The organism is Blautia coccoides, assembly GCF_034355335.1.
Classification (GTDB): domain Bacteria; phylum Bacillota; class Clostridia; order Lachnospirales; family Lachnospiraceae; genus Blautia; species Blautia producta.
The window spans coordinates 3,134,612-3,154,251 of sequence record NZ_CP136422.1; the positions used below are offsets into that span (position 1 = coordinate 3,134,612).

The window sequence follows — 19,640 nt, forward strand, 5'->3', positions numbered from 1 at the left end:
GGGAATTCCAAGAAAGAAGGTTGAGAAAAAAATACCTCAGTGTAAAATAAGATTACTGACTTTGGCGGTTAGTATAAAATCTTATTAAACAGAGAGGTATCTAAAATGAATTGTAACACACAGAACACAAAAATTGCATCCATAACTGAAAAAACTTTGATCGTTGGTATTGATGTCGGAAGCGAAACGCACTATGCGAGAGCATTTGACTGGAGAAATTTCGAGTTTACCAGAAAACCTTTGATTTTCAGCAATACACAAGCAGGGTTCCTTACATTTAAGGCATGGATCGAGGAAATACAAGAAAAGAATGGTAAAACCGCTGTAATTCCCGGAATGGAGCCAACAGGACACTATTGGTTCGCTTTAGGAAAGTTCCTGCAGGACAACGGAATGAAACCTGTGCATGTAAATCCCCATCATGTCAAGAAATCCAAGGAACTGGATGATAACAATCCTAATAAAAATGACCGCAAAGATCCAAAGACGATTGCCGCACTGGTGAATGAGGGACGTTTTTCCTACCCTTATATACCAACCGGGATTTATGCAGAGATGAGAAGCTTATCCAATCTACGCTTCCAGACACAGGAGGAAGTTACCCGGATCAAGAACCGCATTGCCAGATGGTTTGCCATTTACTTTCCTGAATACAAAGACGTTTATAGGGATTTAAAGGCAGTCAGCGGGCGGATGATACTGAAGGCAGCGCCGCTGCCGGAGGACATCGGGAAGTTGGGCGTGGAAGGTGTAAACCAGATCTGGAGAGACGCAAAGCTGAGAGGGGCTGGAATGAAGAGGGCAAAGACCCTGGTATCAGCTGCAGAGCACAGCGTAGGCAGTAAGGAAGCACCGGAGGCAGCGAGAATGGAACTGAAAAATCTGCTGGACGACATGGATGTATATACATCAAGACTGGAAGAACTGGTGCAAAAGATAGAAGGTAAGCTGAAAGAAATACCATATATAGATAAGCTGCTGGAGATCAAAGGGATCGGTATGGTGACAGTAAGTGGATTTATTGCAGAGGTGGGCGACATTAGACGTTTTGACAACCCCAAACAGCTGCAAAAGCTTGCAGGCTATGCGATCGTGGCGAACGATTCAGGCAAGCATAATGGAGAGAGCCGTATCAGCTACCGAGGAAGAAAACGACTGAGATATGTACTGTATGAAGCGGCGATATCACTAGTCGGAAAGAATGCGGAATTTCGAGAGATCCATGAATACTATCGGACGAGAAAAGAGAATCCGCTGAAAAAGATGCAGTCAGTAGTGGCAGTGGCATGTAAGGTGATCAGGGTGTTTTATACGATCCTGACAAAAGGAGTCGATTATGACGCTGCAAGGCTGCTGGGTGATATCAAGCATCCGCAGATGCAGACAGCATAACGAAACCAAACGATCCAAGTACTAAAAGCACTGCTCTGTCATGGTTGGATTGAACTTTCAAAGAGGATTGAAAGCTGAATCCAGCTATGACAGAAAAGCTGGAAATATCAGGGATGGACCGGAAAAACGTCCACCGAAAGGTGCCGGTACAGGAAGGATATTAACAGGTCAGTAAGACTTAAAATAAAGAATGAGCCAGTAGTCGGCAGAAATAAATACCATAGGGCAAGACCCTGCAAAGGAGCTAAGCTGACACCCTGGATATGGGCAGGCAGAACGAAGGAAGTTAGGACTCACACCGACAGGTGGGATGATCCTGGTAGACACGGGAGGTAAGCTGCCATAGATGGAGGGGCATACACAAGGCCATATAAAGCGGAATAATGAGACGTTTTATTTTGTATGCCCAAAATCAGCTATTTTCGTACCAGATACACAGAAATACCCATCTTCACGGCTCATTCATCTGAGATATGTAACTAAAAATTCCTTGAAAAATAAGGAAAAAACACTTGACTATATAGGGAGGTTTTTATGGGCAAAGAGTTACAATCATCAGCCGGTTCTGTCAGCAAATTTACCAAGTGGATGGTGGTGGCGATCATCAGTTCTGGAGCCTATGTGGTCTATCTGACATATCTGGCAAGATATACGTTTTATGACCAAGTTATTGACGGTCTGAAGATTACAAATTCGCAGTTGGGTGTTTTGTATGGATTGTATGGAACTACAGCCACAATTGCTTATCTACCCGGAGGTGTTCTGGCCGACAAGGTCAGAGTTAAATATCTGGCTACCCTTGGATTTGCCATGAGTGCTGTACTCACATTCTGGTATTCAACGGTACCGAGTTATACAGAATTAAAAGTGATATTTTTGTTATTCGGATTATGTACAACACTGATTTTCTGGGGCATTCGTTATAAAGCCATCCGCCTTGTCAGCACCGAGGAGAACTACTCCACCACCATTGGATTCTCTTATGGCATTGTGGGCGTGGTAGGACTTATTATCAGCTTTGTTTCCATCGGTATCTTTGGCATGTTTGCGGATCCGACCAAAGGGTTTAATGTTGTATTGATGTTCTTTGCAATCATTAATGCAATATTTGCAGTTTTATCCTTCATATTTATCCCAAAATTCAAGGATGAATTCGAGGGGGAACGCCAAAAATTCAACTTAAACGAAATAGTACAGGCTTTTAAGCATCCGGGGGTCTGGCTCACCACCTTATGTATGTTCTTTATCTATACAATATATACTTCTTTGGCATATACCGTTTCCTTCCTCACTGCCATTGGAGCCACGGCAGCCATTGCATCTGTTGTGGGAACCATAAGGACTTATGGGACAAGCCTTTTTTCATCTCCGATCATAGGAGGCATTGCGGAGAAAAAGACTCCATCCAAAACAATTATAGTATGTACACTTATCACCGGAGCAAGTCTTGTGGTCATGGCCTTTGCGCCGAAGACCTCCGGATTTATTATTCCTTCGGTAATTCTGATCATTGCCCTGTCATTTTTCCTAAATGGAGCTTATGGAGTGACTTCCTCAATGATGACCGAGACAAAAGTACCAACGGCAATCTTTGGCTCTGCATCCGGTATCCTTTCCGTGGTTGGTTTTATTCCGGATATGTTTGTTTCACCCATTGCCGGAAAATGGCTGGATACTTATGATACGGCGGGGGCATATACGAGAATCTTCGGAGTCCTTGCAGTAAGTGCTGCAGGTGCATTGTTCTGTGCATGGATGGTCAGAGTTTACAAAAAGAAATTGGAAAAGAAACAGGCATAATAACTGTGAAGGTACAAAACGGTAACGAAGCAGATTTAAAATAAGGGAGAAAAAAATAATATGGAATTAGAAAAATTTTTCTTTACGCAGGAAGACGCGGACTTTATCCATGAACAGTCCCTGAAGGTATTGGCCGAGACAGGATGTGTTTTTGACGACGCAAAGGCCATTGAGATTTTCAAAAAGAATGGGGCAAAGATCGATGGAGTCACTGTGTATTTTACAAAAGAATTAGTAGACAAAGCTCTCTCCACAGTAGTTGATTCCTTCGAGATTTACAGGCCGGACGGAACCCTTTATTCCATGGGAAGAGGGAGCAAGACCATGTGTACTGCAGGTAGTCCGCCATACATCCTTGATGAGAATAAGTTCCGCTTTGCGGTTATGGATGATTATGTAAATATCTGTAAACTGGTACAGACAAGTGACTGTCTCGACATGACACACTTGAATCTGTGCGATGTCTATGATATCGACCGGAACGAAAGAGTATATCATATGATGGCGGCATTATTGAAGTACACCACACTGCCGGTCTCCATCACTGCCCTGATGACTGCAAAAGAAGATACGGGAATGATCGCCTCCCATTTGATCGATATGGTTGCTCAGTTTACAGGTGTGGAGAAAGGCCATGTACTGATTGGATGTGTCAGTCCTATTTCCCCGCTGGCTTATATCAAAGAGGCATTGGATGCACTTTATGTTTACTGTGAACGCAACCAGCCGATCCAGTTGGCAACCTGTTCACTCCCCGTACTGACAAGCCAGGCGTCACTTCTTGGAACGGTTATTCAGAATAATGCGGAATTGCTGGCCGCAATCACGCTGATCCAGCTTATGAAACCGGGACTTCCCGTGTTTTATGGCAATACCTCCACATCAACGAATCTCAGGAAGGCATCCATGTCTCTGGGTTCAAGTGAGACAGCGCTGATTTCTCTTGCTACGGCAAAAATGGCAAAATATTATCATATGCCTTTCCGGGCATCTGGAGCGCTGAATGATGCCATAGATATTGACTATCAGGCAGGAGCTGAGTCTGCTTTAAATCTCATGTGCGGCACACTGAGCGATGTGGATCTGGTTTATTTCGCAGCCGGAATGTTAAGCGGATTTAATGTTACATCCCTTGAGAAATATGTAGTGGATGAACAGTTGATCAAAATGGTAAAACGGCTGTATAAAGGTATTGCGATTGACAAGACAAAAGATTATACGTCCGGAATCCAAGCAGTGGGACCAAGAGGAAGCTTCCTGAAAGGGAGAACACCCAAGGAATACCGTGCGGAACATTTTGTCCCTGATATTTTTGTCAAACAAGATTACAAGTCCTGGGAATCTGAGGGAAGCATCAGTGTAAAAGAAAAAGCTTCTCAGGTGGTGAAACAGCGCCTCGCAGATTACAAGGCACCGGATATTTCGGCAGAACAACTGGCAATCATTGAAAAATATCTGTAACCGGAATGACGGCAGCCCGTGCGGACTGCCGTCATTTGATTGTTACTATTCAGCCTTCCGGGTTCATAGCGTAAAATTATGCATACAGACTGCATAAACCATAGCCCGGCGCGTAGCTGTCCCGGGATTGTTTTGCAATTAAAGGCAACACCTTGCGTGACAGTGGAAGACTGAACGGTTATATTTGTTTTGCAAGAATACATATGGATGCATTGAATATTGCAGACAAATGAGATAGAATGATTATTACAATATTTATCACAACAGCTTACAGAGTGTTTTCGACGGAGAAAAAGAATGATTGAATACAGAAATGTCAGGAAGTATTATGGTGATCAACTGATCATTCAGGACATAAACATGAAGGTGGAAGACGGAGAGTTTGTTGTTATAATCGGGCCGTCGGGGTGTGGAAAGACAACTGCCATTAAAATGCTGAACCGTCTGCTTGAGACATCGGATGGGAATATACTGATCAACGGCATAGACAATAAAGAAATGGACTTGATTCAGCTTCGGACAATGATTGGATATGTAATCCAGCAAATTGGTCTCTTCCCTAATATGACCGTGGAGGAAAATATTTCGGTTGTTCCCCAAATTTTAAAATGGAACAAGGAGAAAACAAAAGAGAGGGTTAGAGAATTATTGTCCATGGTGAATATGCCCTATGATTCCTATGCCAAGAAATATCCCCGCCAGTTGTCCGGCGGACAGCAGCAGCGGATCGGAGTTTTGAGAGCCATGGCGGTCAATCCGCCTATTATTATTATGGATGAACCATTTGGAGCCCTTGATCCGATAACCAGGGAAATTCTACAGAATGAAGTGAAAAAAATCCAGAAAAATTTGCATATAACTGTTTTGTTTATCACGCATGATATGCATGAAGCCATGAAGCTGGCTGACCGGATCGTCTTTATGGATCAGGGGAAAATTCTCCAGACAGCTTCCCCAAAAGAGATGGTGCTGCATCCTGCAAATGAGACGGTTGCTCAGTTCATACGTCTGCAGGAAGTAGAAGCCCAAAAAGAACAAACGTCTGCCAAAGACCTGATGCAGCCCCTTGCGGGATCTGTGGAATTGGCAAGGGCTGTTTTTGTCCGGGAGACAGACAGCCTGGAAACTATCGGGAGAAATTATGATTTGTCTAACAACAGGAAAATTTATGTCCAAAACCAGTCAGGATCTGTAGTGGGAGAGATTACTGTGGAGAGCCTGATCCTCAATTCTATCAAGCAGGTGTGATATGCAGGAATTTATTGATAAATACGCTGAAAAATTAGGAATAGCCATCCTTCAGCATATAGGATATGTATTGGTGAGTGTAGGTATTGCAGTTGTCATAGCCCTGGTTCTGGCAGGGGTACTTTCCAGGTATCGGAAAGCCGCCGGGTTTATATTGCCTGTGATCAGTGTATTTCAGACGGTTCCCGGCATTGTGTTTATTGGACTATTAATGCTTAAATTTGGAATGACCCAGTTTACAGTGGTGTTGGCGCTGAGTATTTATGCCATATTCCCCATCCTGAAGAATGCTTATCAGGGCTTTGTGGAAGTGGAACCGGGTATCATAGAAGTTGCACAGGGATGTGGTATGAACCGCAAGCAGATTTTTTTTCAGGTGGAACTTCCCCTTGCCATGCCGGCAATTTTTTCCGGAGTCCGAATGTCCCTTATCTATACCGTGAGCTGGGCCATACTTGCAGCTATGATCGGCCAAGGCGGACTGGGCGAATTTATTTACAGGGGAATTGATGCAAATGTCAAGGAATATATTGTGATTGGTTCAATCCCAATTGCAATACTGGCTATTGTATTCCGCCTGCTGATTGACAGGCTGGAAAAAATAGTTGTCTCAAAAGGAATACAGGAGGATTAAATGAGTCTTGAACTGGTATTTGAACATTTATATTTAGTGGTAGTCTCCTGTGCAGTTGTCATAGCAGTAGGCATTCCTCTTGGTATCTTTACCTATTACCATGAGAAGTTGGGGAAAATAGTGCTCACCGCCGTGGATTTGATTCAGACGGTTCCCGTTCTTGCCGTAATGGGTCTGCTCATGACTGTCTTCGGGGCAAATTCCCTTACCGTCATTACTGCCATGATTCTTTACCTGTTGCTGCCTGTTGTACGGAATACGAATACAGGCCTGAATCATGTGAATCCTCTGCTGAAAGAGACGGCGGACGCTATGGGTATGAACCGCCGGCAGAAGCTCGTGAAAGTAGAATTTCCGCTGGCTTTTCCCTTCATATTAACAGGTATCCGTATTACTGTAGTCAATGCAGTCGGTGTGGCTGTCTTCGGAACATTTGTGGGCGGCGGAGGACTGGGCAGCATTCTGTACCAAGGGATTCGGATACAAAACCTGAATCTGATCCTGGAAGGAACCTTGGTATTGTTAGTCATGTCCATGTGTTTTGACTACCTTCTTGGATTTTATGAAAAGAAAATAGGGAGATTAATATAATATGAAAAAATGGAAGAACAGAGCATTTCTACTTTCTGCATGTCTTGTTCTGGTATGTGCCTTTTCCGGTTGTTCAGATAAAAAGGATAAGAATACGGTCACCATTATTGACGGAGATTTTGCGGAGATGAAGTTTTTTACCCAGGTGGCAAAAATCCTGATTGAAAATAAGACTTCGTTAAAAGTAGATGTACAGGATTCAATGGCAAGCAATCTGGCATTTGAGCAGATAAAAGAAGGAAAGATGGATATTTATATGTCCTACGACGGCTCGTTATTGGCAGCCTATCTGGGCAAAGATCCTTCGGATGTCCCGGAAGGAACTTCTCTTTATGACTATGCCAATCAACTGGGGAAGGAATCCGCAAATGTTATGCTGACACCTAAGCTGGGAGAAGAAAACACTTATGTTGTTGCTGTGAATAAAGAACTTGCCGAAAAATATAATCTTAAATGCGTCAGCGATCTGAAAAAGCACGCACCCGATCTGGTTTTTGCGGCTGAGCATGAGTTCTTCGATGAAGGGTCTACCCATTATGATGCGTTTGTAGATTTTTACGGTCTCTCCTTTCAAGAGGGAATTACCATCGACCGAGGACTCAAATATACAGGAATGAGTTCCGGTAACATGGATGTTACCATTGTATATACAACAGACGGATTGAACCGCAAATTTGAACTTACCACTCTGAAAGATGATAAAAAATTTTTCCCGGAATACAATGGCGCTTATCTGGTGAGAGCTGATTTATTTAAAGATTACCCCGAATTGGAAGAGGTATTCGATTCTCTGGAAGGCAAATTCAGCAACGAACTGTGTACAGAAATGAACTATATGATAGATGTGGAAAACAAAGATCCCTACAAGGTGGCATATGATTATTTAAAAGAAAACGGTTTTCTCTCATAACCGAATCAAAGCTCCTCTGGACGAACGGGTGAAAATAGTGTAATATAAAAAAGATATAAAAATTATGGAGCGAAACGCATGAACTTACGTGAAAAACTAAAAGATAAAAAAAGAGTCGTGGTAAAAATCGGTTCCTCCTCCCTGACCCATGAGGAGACAGGCCGTTTAAATCTCACAAAAATGGAAATATTGGTCAGAGAACTGGCAGACCTTCACAACCAAGGGAAGGATGTCATCGTGGTGTCATCCGGGGCTATCGCTGTTGGAAGAAGTGCCATGGGCATTCGCAGGCGTCCGGAGGAGCTGGCCGAAAAGCAGGCTTGCGCTGCTGTGGGACAGGCCAGGCTTATGATGATCTATCAGAAGCTCTTTGCAGAATACAATCAGACTGCAGCCCAAGTGCTTATGACAAAATACACCATGATCAATGCAGCCACCAGAGACAATGCCATAAATACCTTCAATAAGCTGTTTGATATGGGGGCGATTCCCATTGTAAATGAAAATGATACGATCTCCACGGATGAAATTGAATTTGGTGACAATGACACTCTTTCCGCTTTGGTAGCCGCTTTAGTGGATGCCGATATGCTGATCCTTCTGTCCGATATTGACGGTCTCTTTACAGATGACCCCAATCAGAACCCGGACGCCCAATTTATCGATGTGGTGGAAAAGATAGACAGCCATCTGGAGAAAATGGCCAAGGGCAGCACAGGAAGTTCTGTGGGCACCGGAGGTATGGCAACAAAACTGACAGCCGCACACATAGCAACAAGCGCAGGTGCCGATATGGTGATTGCCAACGGAGAGGATTTCCATGTGATTCATAAGATCATGCAGGGAAAAAACCACGGCACTTTGTTTTTATCAGACAAAAAAGAAGAATTTTATCTGGATGATATTATCCAAAAACTTTAACGACAACCGGAACCGTGAAAGGCTGTATTGTTACACGTGAAGAATCCACTTGTTACAGCTTTCTTACGGTCAATGCAGTAAATACACAGACCGTTGCCAGAGAGGAGACGATACATGAACCAGGAACAGATAGACAGAATCAATGAGCTTGCCAGAAAGTCAAAAGTTACTGAACTGACAAAAGAGGAGAAAGAAGAGCAGAAAAAACTCCGCACCGAGTACATTGCTACCATCCGTATGAATATGCGTTCTCAGTTGGACAACATTGATATTCAGGAAAAAGATGGCACTGTCACAAACCTCGGACAAAAATACGGACTCAAAACAAAGCATTGATTTTTATAAGAAAAGAACACAGGAAAAGGTTGGGTGTATGACATGATTTGATACATTCCGACCTTTTTTTCTTTTCTGTTACGATATTATGTAAATTTTAATGATTGAAAATTAAAATCCGTTATAGTAAAATAGGTCTGAATGTTTTGATGATAAAATTGAGGTAACGATTCAGCAGGTCTGTACATTCCCTGTGCCGACCGTAAAAGAACATTTTGCAGCCGTGCTGCCAAAGCAATCATCCATGGATTTCTGCCTGCAGATGTGAGGATGCTGAACTGTTACAAATTGGGAAAGGATATGGAATGAATCAGGAAAATTTGGAAGAAATTCTGGGAAATATAGATATAAGCGGCGAAGCGCCGGTTCTTGAACCGGACCGCCAATATTATTTCATGAAAAAAGCACGCATGCTTGTAAAGGAAAAAAGCGAGGATCTGGGACGGCCTCTGACTTTCTGTGTAAATACTTTCGGCTGCCAGATGAATGCCAGGGACTCTGAAAAACTGGTTGGTGTATTGGAAAATATCGGATATGTGGAAAAACAGGATGAGGATGCAGATTTCGTCATTTTCAATACCTGCACGGTCCGGGAAAATGCCAATCACCGTGTATACGGCCGCCTTGGCCAGCTTCATGCCAAGAAAAAGAAAAATCCTCATATGATGATAGCCCTCTGCGGATGCATGATGCAGGAGGCCCATGTGGTGGAAAAATTGAAAAAGAGCTATTCTTTTGTCAATCTCATTTTCGGCACACACAACATTTATAAATTTTCGGAGCTGATCGTCAGTGCGCTCACGTCTGACCGCATGGTCATTGATATCTGGAAAGACACAGACAAAATCGTGGAGGATCTGCCTGCGGAGCGGAAGTATTCCTTTAAATCCGGTGTCAACATCATGTTCGGATGCAACAATTTCTGCAGCTACTGCATTGTTCCCTATGTGCGCGGCCGGGAGAGAAGCCGAAGCCCGAGAGATATCATAAGAGAGATCGAACAGCTTGTGGCTGACGGCGTTGTGGAGGTTATGCTTCTGGGGCAGAATGTTAATTCTTACGGTAAAAACCTGGAGGAACCTATGACGTTCGCCCAGCTTTTACAGGAGATTGAAAAAATAGAGGGGCTTCGCCGCATCCGTTTTATGACCTCCCATCCAAAGGATCTGTCGGACGAGCTGATCCAGGTGATGAAGAACAGCGAGAAAATCTGCAGACACCTTCATCTGCCCCTTCAGTCAGGCAGCAGCCGTATCTTAAAGCTGATGAACCGAAGATATGATAAGGAGCAGTATTTAACCCTGGTGGAGAAGATTCGGTCCGCAGTGCCGGATATTTCCCTTACCACAGATATCATTGTGGGATTTCCCGGCGAGACAGAGGAGGATTTCCTGGAGACCATGGATGTGGTGGAAAAGGTGCGCTATGACAGCGCCTTTACCTTTATTTATTCCAAGAGGACCGGAACACCTGCCGCTGTCATGGAAGACCAGATTTCCGAGGAGGCTGTGAAAGACCGTTTTGACAGGCTTCTCAAAAGAGTACAGGAGATAGGCCGGGAGATGTCGTCCAGGGATACAGGTACAGTACAGGAGGTTCTTGTTGAGGAACAGAATGAGCATGATAAATCCCTTATGACAGGAAGACTGTCCAACAATATTCTGGTGCATTTTCCAGGAGATGCCTCTTTGATCGGCAGTCTGGTCAAGGTACAGCTGGATGAGTGCAGGGGATTTTATTACATGGGTACGAAAGTAGGATGACAAAATATGGGACTTACATTTAAAGACGTGGATGTTGCATCACTCTCACCGATGATGCAGCATTACGTGAAGACAAAAGAGGAAAATAAAGACTGTATTATCTTTTACCGCCTGGGTGATTTTTATGAGATGTTCTTTGACGACGCTGTCACAACATCCCGGGAACTGGAACTGACCCTGACCGGTAAGGACTGCGGACTTACGGAGCGTGCGCCTATGTGCGGCGTTCCCTACCACGCAGCAGAAGTCTACATAAACCGTCTGGTGGCAAAGGGCTATAAAGTGGCTATCTGTGAACAGATGGAGGATCCAAAGGAAGCCAAGGGCATGGTCAGAAGAGAGGTGATCCGTGTTGTCACACCGGGGACCAATTTAAACACCCAGGCTCTTGACGAGACAAAAAATAACTATATTATGGCAGTTGTCTATCTCTCCAACCGGTTCGGCATAGCTATCGCGGATGTGACCACCGGTGATTTTATGGTGACGGAAGTGGATAAGATCAGAACCCTTCTGGACGAGGTATACAAGTTCTCTCCGGCGGAAATCATCTGTAATGAAGCGTTCTGCATGAGCGGCGTGGACTTGGATGAGATCAAGAACCGGCTGAATATTTCCCTGTATCCGCTGGAGAGCTGGTATTTTGATGATGATCTGTGCGTGAGAACACTGAAAGAGCATTTTCATGTGGGTACTCTGGAAGGACTGGGACTTAAGGATTATGAGTGTGCCACAATCGGTGCAGGCGCGCTTCTGACTTATCTTCTGGAGACTCAGAAAAACTCCCTGGAACATATGCGTGCCATTACCCCGTACATCACAGACCGTTTCATGGTGATCGACAGCTCCTCCAGGAGGAACCTGGAGCTGACGGAAGCCCTTCGTGAAAAGGTAAAACGGGGTTCCCTTCTGTGGGTTTTGGATAAGACAAAGACTGCCATGGGAGCCAGAATGCTGCGTTCCTTCATAGAACAGCCTCTGATAGACGAGGATGCCATTAACCGCCGTCTGGATGCTCTGGAAGAGATCAACTCCAGGGAAATGGACCGGGAGGAGATCAGAGAATACTTAAATCCCATTTATGATATGGAACGTCTGATCGGGCGTGTCAGCTATCAGTCGGCCAACCCAAGAGATATGATTTCTTTTAAATCTTCCATTTCCATGATCCCGTACATCAAACAGCTTGTCAAAAGCTTTTCTACGGAAGAGATGCAGTGCGTTTATGAGGACATGGATGATTTAAGGGACCTGTATACACTTCTGGAATCTGCCATTGTGGAGGAGCCGCCTCTTGCCATGAAGGAGGGCGGGATCATCAAAGATGGTTACAATGAAAATGTGGACCATTTCCGTGAGGCTAAGACCAAAGGAAAATCCTGGCTTGCAGAGCTGGAGGCACAGGAGAGAGAAAAGACAGGAATCCGTAATCTGAAGATCAAGTACAACAAAGTGTTCGGTTATTATCTGGAGGTGACAAATTCCTTCAAAGATATGGTGCCGGATTACTATACCAGAAAACAGACCCTCACCAATGCGGAACGTTATATCACGCCAAGGCTGAAGGAACTGGAAGATATGATCCTGGGCGCAGAGGATAAGCTCTACGCTCTGGAATATGAACTGTTCGTGGAGGTGCGCAATACTATCTCAAGAGAGGTGGAGCGGATCCAGCGGACAGCCAAGGCAGTGGCCAAGCTGGATACTTATATCTCCCTGGCTCTGGTAGCGTCCAGAAATAATTTCGTACGCCCGAAGATCAACACAAAGGGAATTATCGATATTAAAAACGGCCGCCATCCCGTAGTGGAAAAAATGATTCCAAATGATATGTTCATTCCAAATGATACGTATCTGGACAACAATAAAAACAGGGTATCTGTCATCACCGGACCTAACATGGCAGGTAAATCCACTTATATGAGGCAGACTGCCCTGATCGTCCTGATGGCACAGATTGGCTCCTTTGTTCCTGCGGAAAAGGCCAACATCGGCATTGCGGACCGTATCTTTACCCGTGTGGGAGCTTCCGATGACCTGGCCAGCGGCCAGAGTACCTTTATGGTGGAGATGACAGAGGTAGCCAACATTCTGCGCAATGCCACGTCCAGAAGTCTTTTGATCCTGGATGAGATCGGACGGGGAACCAGCACCTTTGACGGTCTTTCCATTGCATGGGCAGTCATTGAATATATCAGCAACACAAAGATTCTGGGGGCAAAGACACTTTTCGCAACCCATTATCATGAACTGACCGAGCTGGAGGGCAAACTGGCAGGCGTGAACAATTACTGCATTGCCGTGAAGGAACGGGGAGATGACATTGTCTTTCTGAGGAAGATCGTAAAAGGCGGAGCTGATAAGAGCTACGGCATTCAGGTGGCAAAGCTGGCCGGTGTGCCGGATATTGTCATTGAGCGGGCAAAAGAGCTGGTGGAGGAACTGGTCAGCGCTGACATCACGGCAGCGGTCAAGGACATCGCATCGGAAAATAAAAAGACAAAGACAAAACCCCAGGTACATTTAGATGAGGTGGATCTGGAACAGATCTCCCTGTTTGACACCGTAAAAGACGACGATGTGCTGGAGGAACTGAAAAATATTGATGTCTCTAATTTAACACCTATTGACGCATTGAATACAATTTATAAGCTTCAGAATAAGCTGAAGAACAGATGGTGACAAAATTGAGAAAAATTGCTGTTTTAGATCAGAATACTATAGATAAAATAGCGGCAGGCGAGGTGGTGGAACGTCCCGCCTCAGTGGTGAAGGAGCTGGTGGAGAATGCCATTGACGCCGGCTCTACAGCTATCACTGTGGAGATCAAAGAGGGCGGCATCTCTTTCATACGTGTGACCGACAACGGTGGAGGCATGGTGAGGGAACAGGTGCCTCTGGCTTTTCTGCGCCATGCCACCAGCAAGATTGAAAAGGTGGAAGATCTGACGGTCATATCCTCTCTGGGATTTCGGGGGGAGGCCCTTTCAAGTATTGCCGCTGTGGGGCAGGTAGAACTTATAACCAAGACACCGGAAGCCCTCACAGGTGTGCGCTATCTCATTGAGGGCGGTAAAGAAAAATCCCTGGAGGAGATCGGAGCGCCCTGCGGCACTACCATTATTGTCCGGAATTTATTTTTTAACACGCCGGTCAGAGCCAAATTTCTAAAGACAGCCATGACAGAGGCCGGTTATGTCAGCTCCTATATGGAGCAGCTTGCCCTGTCCCACCAGGATATTTCTTTTAAATACATGGTAAACGGACAGACAAAGCTCCACAGCTCCGGCAACGCCAGCCTGAAAGATGTCATTTACGGCATTTACGGAAGGGATATTGCCAGGGAATTGACAGAGGTGAAATATGAAAAAAGCGGTATTTCCATAGAAGGATTTGCCGGAAAGCCTGTCATTGCCCGCGGCAACAGGACCTTTGAGAACTATTATATTAACGGCAGATATGTAAAAAGCAAGGTCATCATGAAAGCCATTGAGGATGCTTACAAGCCTTATATGATGCAGCATAAGTATCCCTTTGTCTGCCTGCAGTACAATATTTCAGGGGAAGAGGTTGATGTGAACGTGCACCCCACAAAGATGGAGGTACGTTTTCAGAACCAACAGGCAGTTTATCAGGCCACCTATGAGGCCCTCACTTTTGTGCTGACTCACAGAGAGCTGATACCTGACATTGAATTGAACCGGGATACCCAAAAGGAAGCCCGGGAAAATGCCGGCCGAAATATAAACGGCCCGGAACCCTTTGAACAGAAGCGCAGAGCAGGCCTTTCTCATACGCCGCAGCCGCATGCCGAACATCTTTACCGGCAGCAGCCGCAGAACGGGCATATAGCAGAAAAAAGCAGTCCGTATGCTTACGGCAGCGCTCCTGTGACCCAGGAATCCGATTTCGGGAAAAACGCAGAGATCACAAATACAAAAGAAAAAACGGCAGGCGTGCGTCCTGTAAAAATAGATTCCGCAGCAGATATCTCAGGTGTACATTCGGTAAAAACAGATTCTGCAAGGATAAATATTCCGGGTATACACTCCGCAGAAACGGATTCTGCAAGCGGAAATATTTCTGGTGTACACTCGGCAGAAACGAATTCTGCAAACAGGGAAATTCCTGGAATACACTCAGCGGAATCGGAGTCTGCAGTGCTGAATATTCCAGGTGAACATTCAGCAAAACCAGGTTCTGCAATGACGGATACCCAAAATATGTCTTTAGCCGGAACGGATTCTGGCACAGCAGATTTCACAGAAGCATCTTCCGTGGGACAAAAGTCCCAGGAGATCAGTTCCGGTCATGTTTCCAAATGCCTTCAGCCTGCACAGGCTTTAAAAGAGAGTTCCCCTCTTCCCGGCCAAGATGCGCCGCAGGATCCGGCGATATCGGAAAAGCCCCAGCAGATGGAGCTTTTTGATGACAGGCTCCTCTCAAAAAAAGCCCGGCTCCATCACCGCATTATAGGGCAGCTTTTTGATACGTACTGGCTGGTTGAATATGATGAAAAGTTTTATATCATTGACCAGCACGCCGCCCATGAAAAAGTGCTTTACGAGCGGTTCATGAAAGAGTTTGACCAGCGGGAGATCATTTCCCAGATGATCAGTCCGCCGGAGATTATTGCGCTCAGCCTTCAGGAGGCAGAGCTTTTAAAAGAACAGATGGAAATTTTTGAACAGTTTGGTTTTGAGATTTCTTCCTTTGGAGGAAAAGAATACAGCATCAGCGCTGTTCCGGCCAATCTGTACGGGGTTACGGTTCAGGAGCTGTTCATTGAAATTTTAGACAGCCTGGAATCAGAGGGCAGAAAGCAGACCCCTGAACTGATCACACACAGGATCGCCACAGCCGCCTGCAAAGCCGCTGTAAAGGGCAACCAGATGCTCTCTGTTGCGGAAGCGGATAAACTTATCGATGAACTACTGGGCCTGGAAAATCCCTATCACTGCCCACATGGAAGACCCACGATCATCTCAATGACAAAATACGAACTGGAAAAGAAATTCAAACGGATTGTGTAGGTGAAAAGCTTGAAAAAACCTTTAATCATACTGACAGGGCCTACGGCGGTGGGCAAGACCCGCCTGTCCATTTCCCTGGCTCATGCGGCAGACGGAGAAATCATCTCCGCAGATTCCATGCAGGTGTACCGCCATATGGATATCGGCTCTGCCAAGATCACAAAAGAGGAGATGGACGGTATTCCTCATTATCTCATCGATGTGCTGGATCCCCGGGAGGAGTTTCATGTCGTCCGGTTCCAGCAGATGGCAAAAGAGGCCATGGATAAAATTTACGCAAAAGGTAAAATCCCTATTCTCACCGGAGGTACAGGATTTTATATCCAGGCCGTAGTAAAAGATATTGATTTTTCCGAGGACACGGAAAAAAGTCCGGTGAGACAGCGTCTGGAACAGGAAGCACAGGAAAAAGGATCTGCCTGGATGCACCGGCGCCTGTGTGAAGCGGACCCTGCCTCTGCCCAAAAGATACATGAAAACAATGTAAAACGAGTCATACGCGCCCTGGAATATTATGAACTGACAGGAGAGCGGATCTCCGAACACAATGAGCGGGAGGCGGAAAAAACTTCCCCATACAACACCGCCTATTTTGTCCTGAACGATGACAGAGAAAAGCTCTATTTGCGCATAGACCGGCGGGTAGATGAAATGCTGGATGCCGGGCTGATCCAGGAAGTCCAGGATCTGAAAAACATGGGTTATACAAAAAATATGGTCTCCATGCAGGGACTTGGCTACAAGGAGATCCTGTCCTGGCTGGACGGTGAGATCACTCTGGAAGAAGCAGTTTATATTCTGAAAAGAGATACCCGCCATTTTGCCAAGCGGCAGCTCACCTGGTTCCGCAGAGAAAAGGATGTGATCTGGGTAAACAAACCGGAATTCTCCTATAATGAGGATGCCATTTTAGAATACATGCTGAAAATATGTAAGGAAAGAGGAATTTGTGATGCAGGAAATGAATGCAGTGTACCGGGAACTGGGAATCAGCAGTGAGGTACTGGCATATGGAAATAAAATAGAAAAAGAGCTTAAAGAACGTTTTGACTCTATAGACGAAAATGCGGAGTACAACCAGATGAAAGTGCTTCTGGCCATGCAGAAAAACAAAGTCAGCGAGGCATGTCTCTATGCATCCAGCGGTTACGGATACAACGATCTGGGAAGAGATACCCTGGAAGATGTCTATGCAGATGCCTTTCACGCGGAGGCGGCGCTGGTCCGCCCTCAGATAGCCTGCGGCACCCATGCACTTGCCGTAGCGCTCTCCGGCAATCTGCGCCCGGGTGATGAGCTTTTCTCCCCTGTGGGAAAGCCCTACGACACTCTGGAAGAGGTTATCGGCATCCGTCCCTCCAGAGGTTCTCTGGCAGAATACGGAGTCACTTACAGACAGACAGATCTGCTTCCTGACGGCAGTTTTGATTATGAAAATATCAAAAAGGCAATAAATGAAAAGACAAAGCTGGTCACGATCCAGCGTTCAAAAGGATATCAGACACGTCCCACGTTATCTGTGGAACGTATCGGAGAACTGATCTCTTTTGTAAAAAACATAAAACCTGATGTCATCTGTATGGTTGACAACTGCTACGGAGAATTCGTGGAGCGCATAGAACCTACGGACGTGGGAGCGGATCTGATCGTGGGTTCCCTTATCAAGAACCCCGGCGGCGGCCTGGCTCCCATCGGCGGCTATATTGCAGGCAAAAAGGAGTATGTAGAGAATGCGGCTTACCGCCTTACCTCCCCCGGTCTCGGAAAAGAAGTGGGGGCTACTCTTGGCGTGAACCAGCCATTCTTCCAGGGCTTTTTCCTGGCGCCCACAGTGGTGGCAGGCGCATTAAAAGGTGCTGTCTTTGCCGCAAACATCTATGAACGTCTCGGCTTCGGCGTAGTTCCAAACGCGGTGGAAAGCCGCCATGATATCATTCAGGCAGTTACCTTTGGTGTGCCGGAAGGCGTCATAGAATTTTGTAAAGGCATTCAGGCGGCTGCACCGGTGGACAGTTATGTGGAACCGGAACCCTGGGCTATGCCGGGATATGACAGCGATGTCATCATGGCAGCCGGAGCTTTTGTGCAGGGTTCTTCTATTGAACTATCCGCCGACGGTCCCATCAAGCCGCCCTACGCCGTATATTTCCAGGGCGGGCTTACCTGGTACCACGCAAAACTGGGAATACTCATGTCCTTACAGAAACTTATAGATAAAAAAATAGCAGTATTGCCAAAACAGGAGGCATAGAGATCCATGGATAAGAAGACTGTCTGTATCATTGGCGGGGGCGCTGCCGGTCTGGTATCTGCCATTTTTGCCGCGAGAAATCACGCGTCCGTCATTCTGTTGGAACAAAATGAAAAACCGGGAAGAAAGCTTCTGGCAACAGGAAACGGCAAATGCAATATAACAAATACCTTTCAGCATCCCTCCTGCTACCACGGCAGACATCCGGAATTTGCATGGGAAGTCATACAGCAGTTCCCTCTGCAGCAGACAGTGGCCTTTTTTTCCAGACTGGGCATCTACACCAAAAATCGTGACGGGTATCTCTATCCAGCAAGCGGACAGGCCTCCAGTGTGCTGGAAGTCCTGGAGGCGGAAGCCCGTTACCTGAAAGTGAAGATAAAGTGTAAGGAACAGGTGACAGATATCTGCGGATCCTCAGACCCGGCGCAGGGCAGATGGCTGGTCAAAACCCAGTCCTGGCAGTACGCTGCAGACAGTGTGATCATTGCCTGCGGTTCACCGGCCTCTGAAATTACAGGTTCCTGCACATCCGGATATGAATTTGCCGAGAAACTGGGACACACCATTATCAAACCGCTCCCTGCCCTGGTCCCACTGGCCTGCAAAGGCAGTTTTTTCAAAAAGTGGGCTGGTGTCCGCACAGAGGGCTGTGTCTCTCTGGCAGTTGACCGCCAGATCTTCCGGGAGGAAAGAGGAGAGATACAGCTCACAGAATACGGTGTCTCAGGAATCCCTGTTTTCCAGTTGAGCGGCTATGCCGCACGCCTTTTGGATGAGGGTGTCCCTGTACGGCTTCTGCTTGATCTTATGCCGGATTTCACTGAGGAATCCCTGCATGTGTTTTTAAAAACCCGTATGGAAAACTGTCCGTACAAAACCTTGAAGGAAAGCCTTGTGGGACTGTTTCCTAAAAAACTCATCGATGTGCTGACCCAGGATAACTCCGGTGATCTGGCCTCCCTTGTACAGAAGATCAAATGTCTGGAGCTGGATGTCAAAAGCCCCCGCTCCCTCAGGCAGGCCCAGGTATGTTCAGGGGGTGTCTCCACAGAGGAGTTATCTCCAAAGACAATGGAATCCTCCATTCAGCCCGGAATCTTTTTTGCGGGGGAAGTGGTGGATACGGATGGTATCTGCGGAGGCTATAATCTGCAGTGGGCATGGTCCAGCGCTGCCGCGGCGGGAACACACGCTGCACTCTGACATTTACCGCGCATTAAGCGCACACCTATTGAAACGTTTTCAAAAAGGAACTATTTTTACGGCCCCTGCAAAAAAAAGCAAAGGCCGCAGGAAT

15 protein-coding genes are annotated in these 19,640 nt (G+C 46.0%); all 15 read left to right on the forward strand.

From position 1 onward, the window contains the following. Positions 1-105: 105 nt before the first annotated feature. The 15 genes from BLCOC_RS13955 to BLCOC_RS14025 all read left to right on the forward strand — a co-directional run bounded on the left by BLCOC_RS13955 (position 106) and on the right by BLCOC_RS14025 (position 19,546). The gene (locus tag BLCOC_RS13955; RefSeq protein ID WP_040198432.1) at positions 106-1,392 is read left to right on the forward strand and encodes an IS110 family RNA-guided transposase; all 1,287 of its coding nucleotides are present in this window, start codon (positions 106-108) and stop codon (positions 1,390-1,392) included. A 534-nt stretch (positions 1,393-1,926) separates the two neighbouring features. Next, entirely contained in the window at positions 1,927-3,192 is a 1,266-nt protein-coding gene (locus tag BLCOC_RS13960; RefSeq protein WP_115622518.1) for an MFS transporter, read from the forward strand. A 60-nt stretch (positions 3,193-3,252) separates the two neighbouring features. Continuing rightward, positions 3,253-4,653, forward strand: coding sequence for a trimethylamine methyltransferase family protein (locus BLCOC_RS13965; RefSeq protein ID WP_115622519.1), 1,401 nt, complete (start codon positions 3,253-3,255; stop codon positions 4,651-4,653). A gap of 297 nt (positions 4,654-4,950) precedes the next feature. Next, on the forward strand, positions 4,951-5,901 hold the full coding sequence (locus BLCOC_RS13970; protein WP_049924074.1) for an ABC transporter ATP-binding protein: 951 nt from the start codon (positions 4,951-4,953) through the stop codon (positions 5,899-5,901). Between the two features lies 1 nt (position 5,902). Further along, on the forward strand, positions 5,903-6,535 hold the full coding sequence (locus BLCOC_RS13975; protein WP_029469084.1) for an ABC transporter permease: 633 nt from the start codon (positions 5,903-5,905) through the stop codon (positions 6,533-6,535). Beyond that, complete coding sequence (locus BLCOC_RS13980) at positions 6,536-7,126, forward strand: ABC transporter permease (protein WP_131918393.1); 591 nt, start codon at positions 6,536-6,538, stop codon at positions 7,124-7,126. 1 nt (position 7,127) lies between these two features. Next, positions 7,128-8,036, forward strand: coding sequence for a glycine betaine ABC transporter substrate-binding protein (locus tag BLCOC_RS13985; protein WP_029469082.1), 909 nt, complete (start codon positions 7,128-7,130; stop codon positions 8,034-8,036). A 78-nt stretch (positions 8,037-8,114) separates the two neighbouring features. After that, complete coding sequence (proB, locus tag BLCOC_RS13990) at positions 8,115-8,957, forward strand: glutamate 5-kinase (RefSeq protein WP_115622520.1); 843 nt, start codon at positions 8,115-8,117, stop codon at positions 8,955-8,957. A 114-nt stretch (positions 8,958-9,071) separates the two neighbouring features. Beyond that, positions 9,072-9,293 carry a DUF896 domain-containing protein gene (locus tag BLCOC_RS13995; RefSeq protein WP_029469081.1) on the forward strand — a complete coding sequence of 74 codons (222 nt, stop codon included), beginning with the start codon at positions 9,072-9,074 and terminating at the stop codon, positions 9,291-9,293. Positions 9,294-9,598: 305 nt separating this feature from the next. Next, positions 9,599-11,056: a tRNA (N6-isopentenyl adenosine(37)-C2)-methylthiotransferase MiaB gene (miaB, locus tag BLCOC_RS14000; protein WP_018593946.1), complete on the forward strand. Its 1,458-nt coding sequence runs from the start codon at positions 9,599-9,601 to the stop codon at positions 11,054-11,056. 6 nt (positions 11,057-11,062) lie between these two features. Continuing rightward, a complete protein-coding gene (gene mutS / locus BLCOC_RS14005; protein ID WP_018593945.1) occupies positions 11,063-13,738 on the forward strand; it encodes a DNA mismatch repair protein MutS in 2,676 nt (891 codons plus the stop codon). Continuing rightward, positions 13,732-16,089: a DNA mismatch repair endonuclease MutL gene (mutL, locus tag BLCOC_RS14010; RefSeq protein WP_115622521.1), complete on the forward strand. Its 2,358-nt coding sequence runs from the start codon at positions 13,732-13,734 to the stop codon at positions 16,087-16,089. Before mutS ends, mutL begins: the two co-directional genes overlap by 7 nt. Before the next feature lie 9 nt (positions 16,090-16,098). Then, complete coding sequence (miaA, locus tag BLCOC_RS14015) at positions 16,099-17,088, forward strand: tRNA (adenosine(37)-N6)-dimethylallyltransferase MiaA (RefSeq protein WP_018593943.1); 990 nt, start codon at positions 16,099-16,101, stop codon at positions 17,086-17,088. After that, positions 17,042-18,340: a methionine gamma-lyase family protein gene (locus BLCOC_RS14020; protein WP_018593942.1), complete on the forward strand. Its 1,299-nt coding sequence runs from the start codon at positions 17,042-17,044 to the stop codon at positions 18,338-18,340. Before miaA ends, BLCOC_RS14020 begins: the two co-directional genes overlap by 47 nt. Positions 18,341-18,346: 6 nt before the next feature. Beyond that, on the forward strand, positions 18,347-19,546 hold the full coding sequence (locus BLCOC_RS14025) for a BaiN/RdsA family NAD(P)/FAD-dependent oxidoreductase (protein WP_018593941.1): 1,200 nt from the start codon (positions 18,347-18,349) through the stop codon (positions 19,544-19,546). Positions 19,547-19,640: the final 94 nt, after the last annotated feature.

Bases quoted from the DNA above. Each gene is read 5' to 3' on its own strand.
- proB (WP_115622520.1), top strand. From the start codon at position 8,115: ATGAACTTACGTGAAAAACTAAAAGATAAAAAAAGAGTCGTGGTAAAA.
- BLCOC_RS14025 (WP_018593941.1), top strand. From the start codon at position 18,347: ATGGATAAGAAGACTGTCTGTATCATTGGCGGGGGCGCTGCCGGTCTG.
- BLCOC_RS13955 (WP_040198432.1), top strand. From the start codon at position 106: ATGAATTGTAACACACAGAACACAAAAATTGCATCCATAACTGAAAAA.
- BLCOC_RS14020 (WP_018593942.1), top strand. From the start codon at position 17,042: ATGCAGGAAATGAATGCAGTGTACCGGGAACTGGGAATCAGCAGTGAG.
- BLCOC_RS13995 (WP_029469081.1), top strand. From the start codon at position 9,072: ATGAACCAGGAACAGATAGACAGAATCAATGAGCTTGCCAGAAAGTCA.
- miaB (WP_018593946.1), top strand. From the start codon at position 9,599: ATGAATCAGGAAAATTTGGAAGAAATTCTGGGAAATATAGATATAAGC.
- BLCOC_RS13965 (WP_115622519.1), top strand. From the start codon at position 3,253: ATGGAATTAGAAAAATTTTTCTTTACGCAGGAAGACGCGGACTTTATC.
- mutL (WP_115622521.1), top strand. From the start codon at position 13,732: ATGGTGACAAAATTGAGAAAAATTGCTGTTTTAGATCAGAATACTATA.
- mutS (WP_018593945.1), top strand. From the start codon at position 11,063: ATGGGACTTACATTTAAAGACGTGGATGTTGCATCACTCTCACCGATG.
- BLCOC_RS13970 (WP_049924074.1), top strand. From the start codon at position 4,951: ATGATTGAATACAGAAATGTCAGGAAGTATTATGGTGATCAACTGATC.
- BLCOC_RS13960 (WP_115622518.1), top strand. From the start codon at position 1,927: ATGGGCAAAGAGTTACAATCATCAGCCGGTTCTGTCAGCAAATTTACC.
- BLCOC_RS13980 (WP_131918393.1), top strand. From the start codon at position 6,536: ATGAGTCTTGAACTGGTATTTGAACATTTATATTTAGTGGTAGTCTCC.
- BLCOC_RS13985 (WP_029469082.1), top strand. From the start codon at position 7,128: ATGAAAAAATGGAAGAACAGAGCATTTCTACTTTCTGCATGTCTTGTT.
- BLCOC_RS13975 (WP_029469084.1), top strand. From the start codon at position 5,903: ATGCAGGAATTTATTGATAAATACGCTGAAAAATTAGGAATAGCCATC.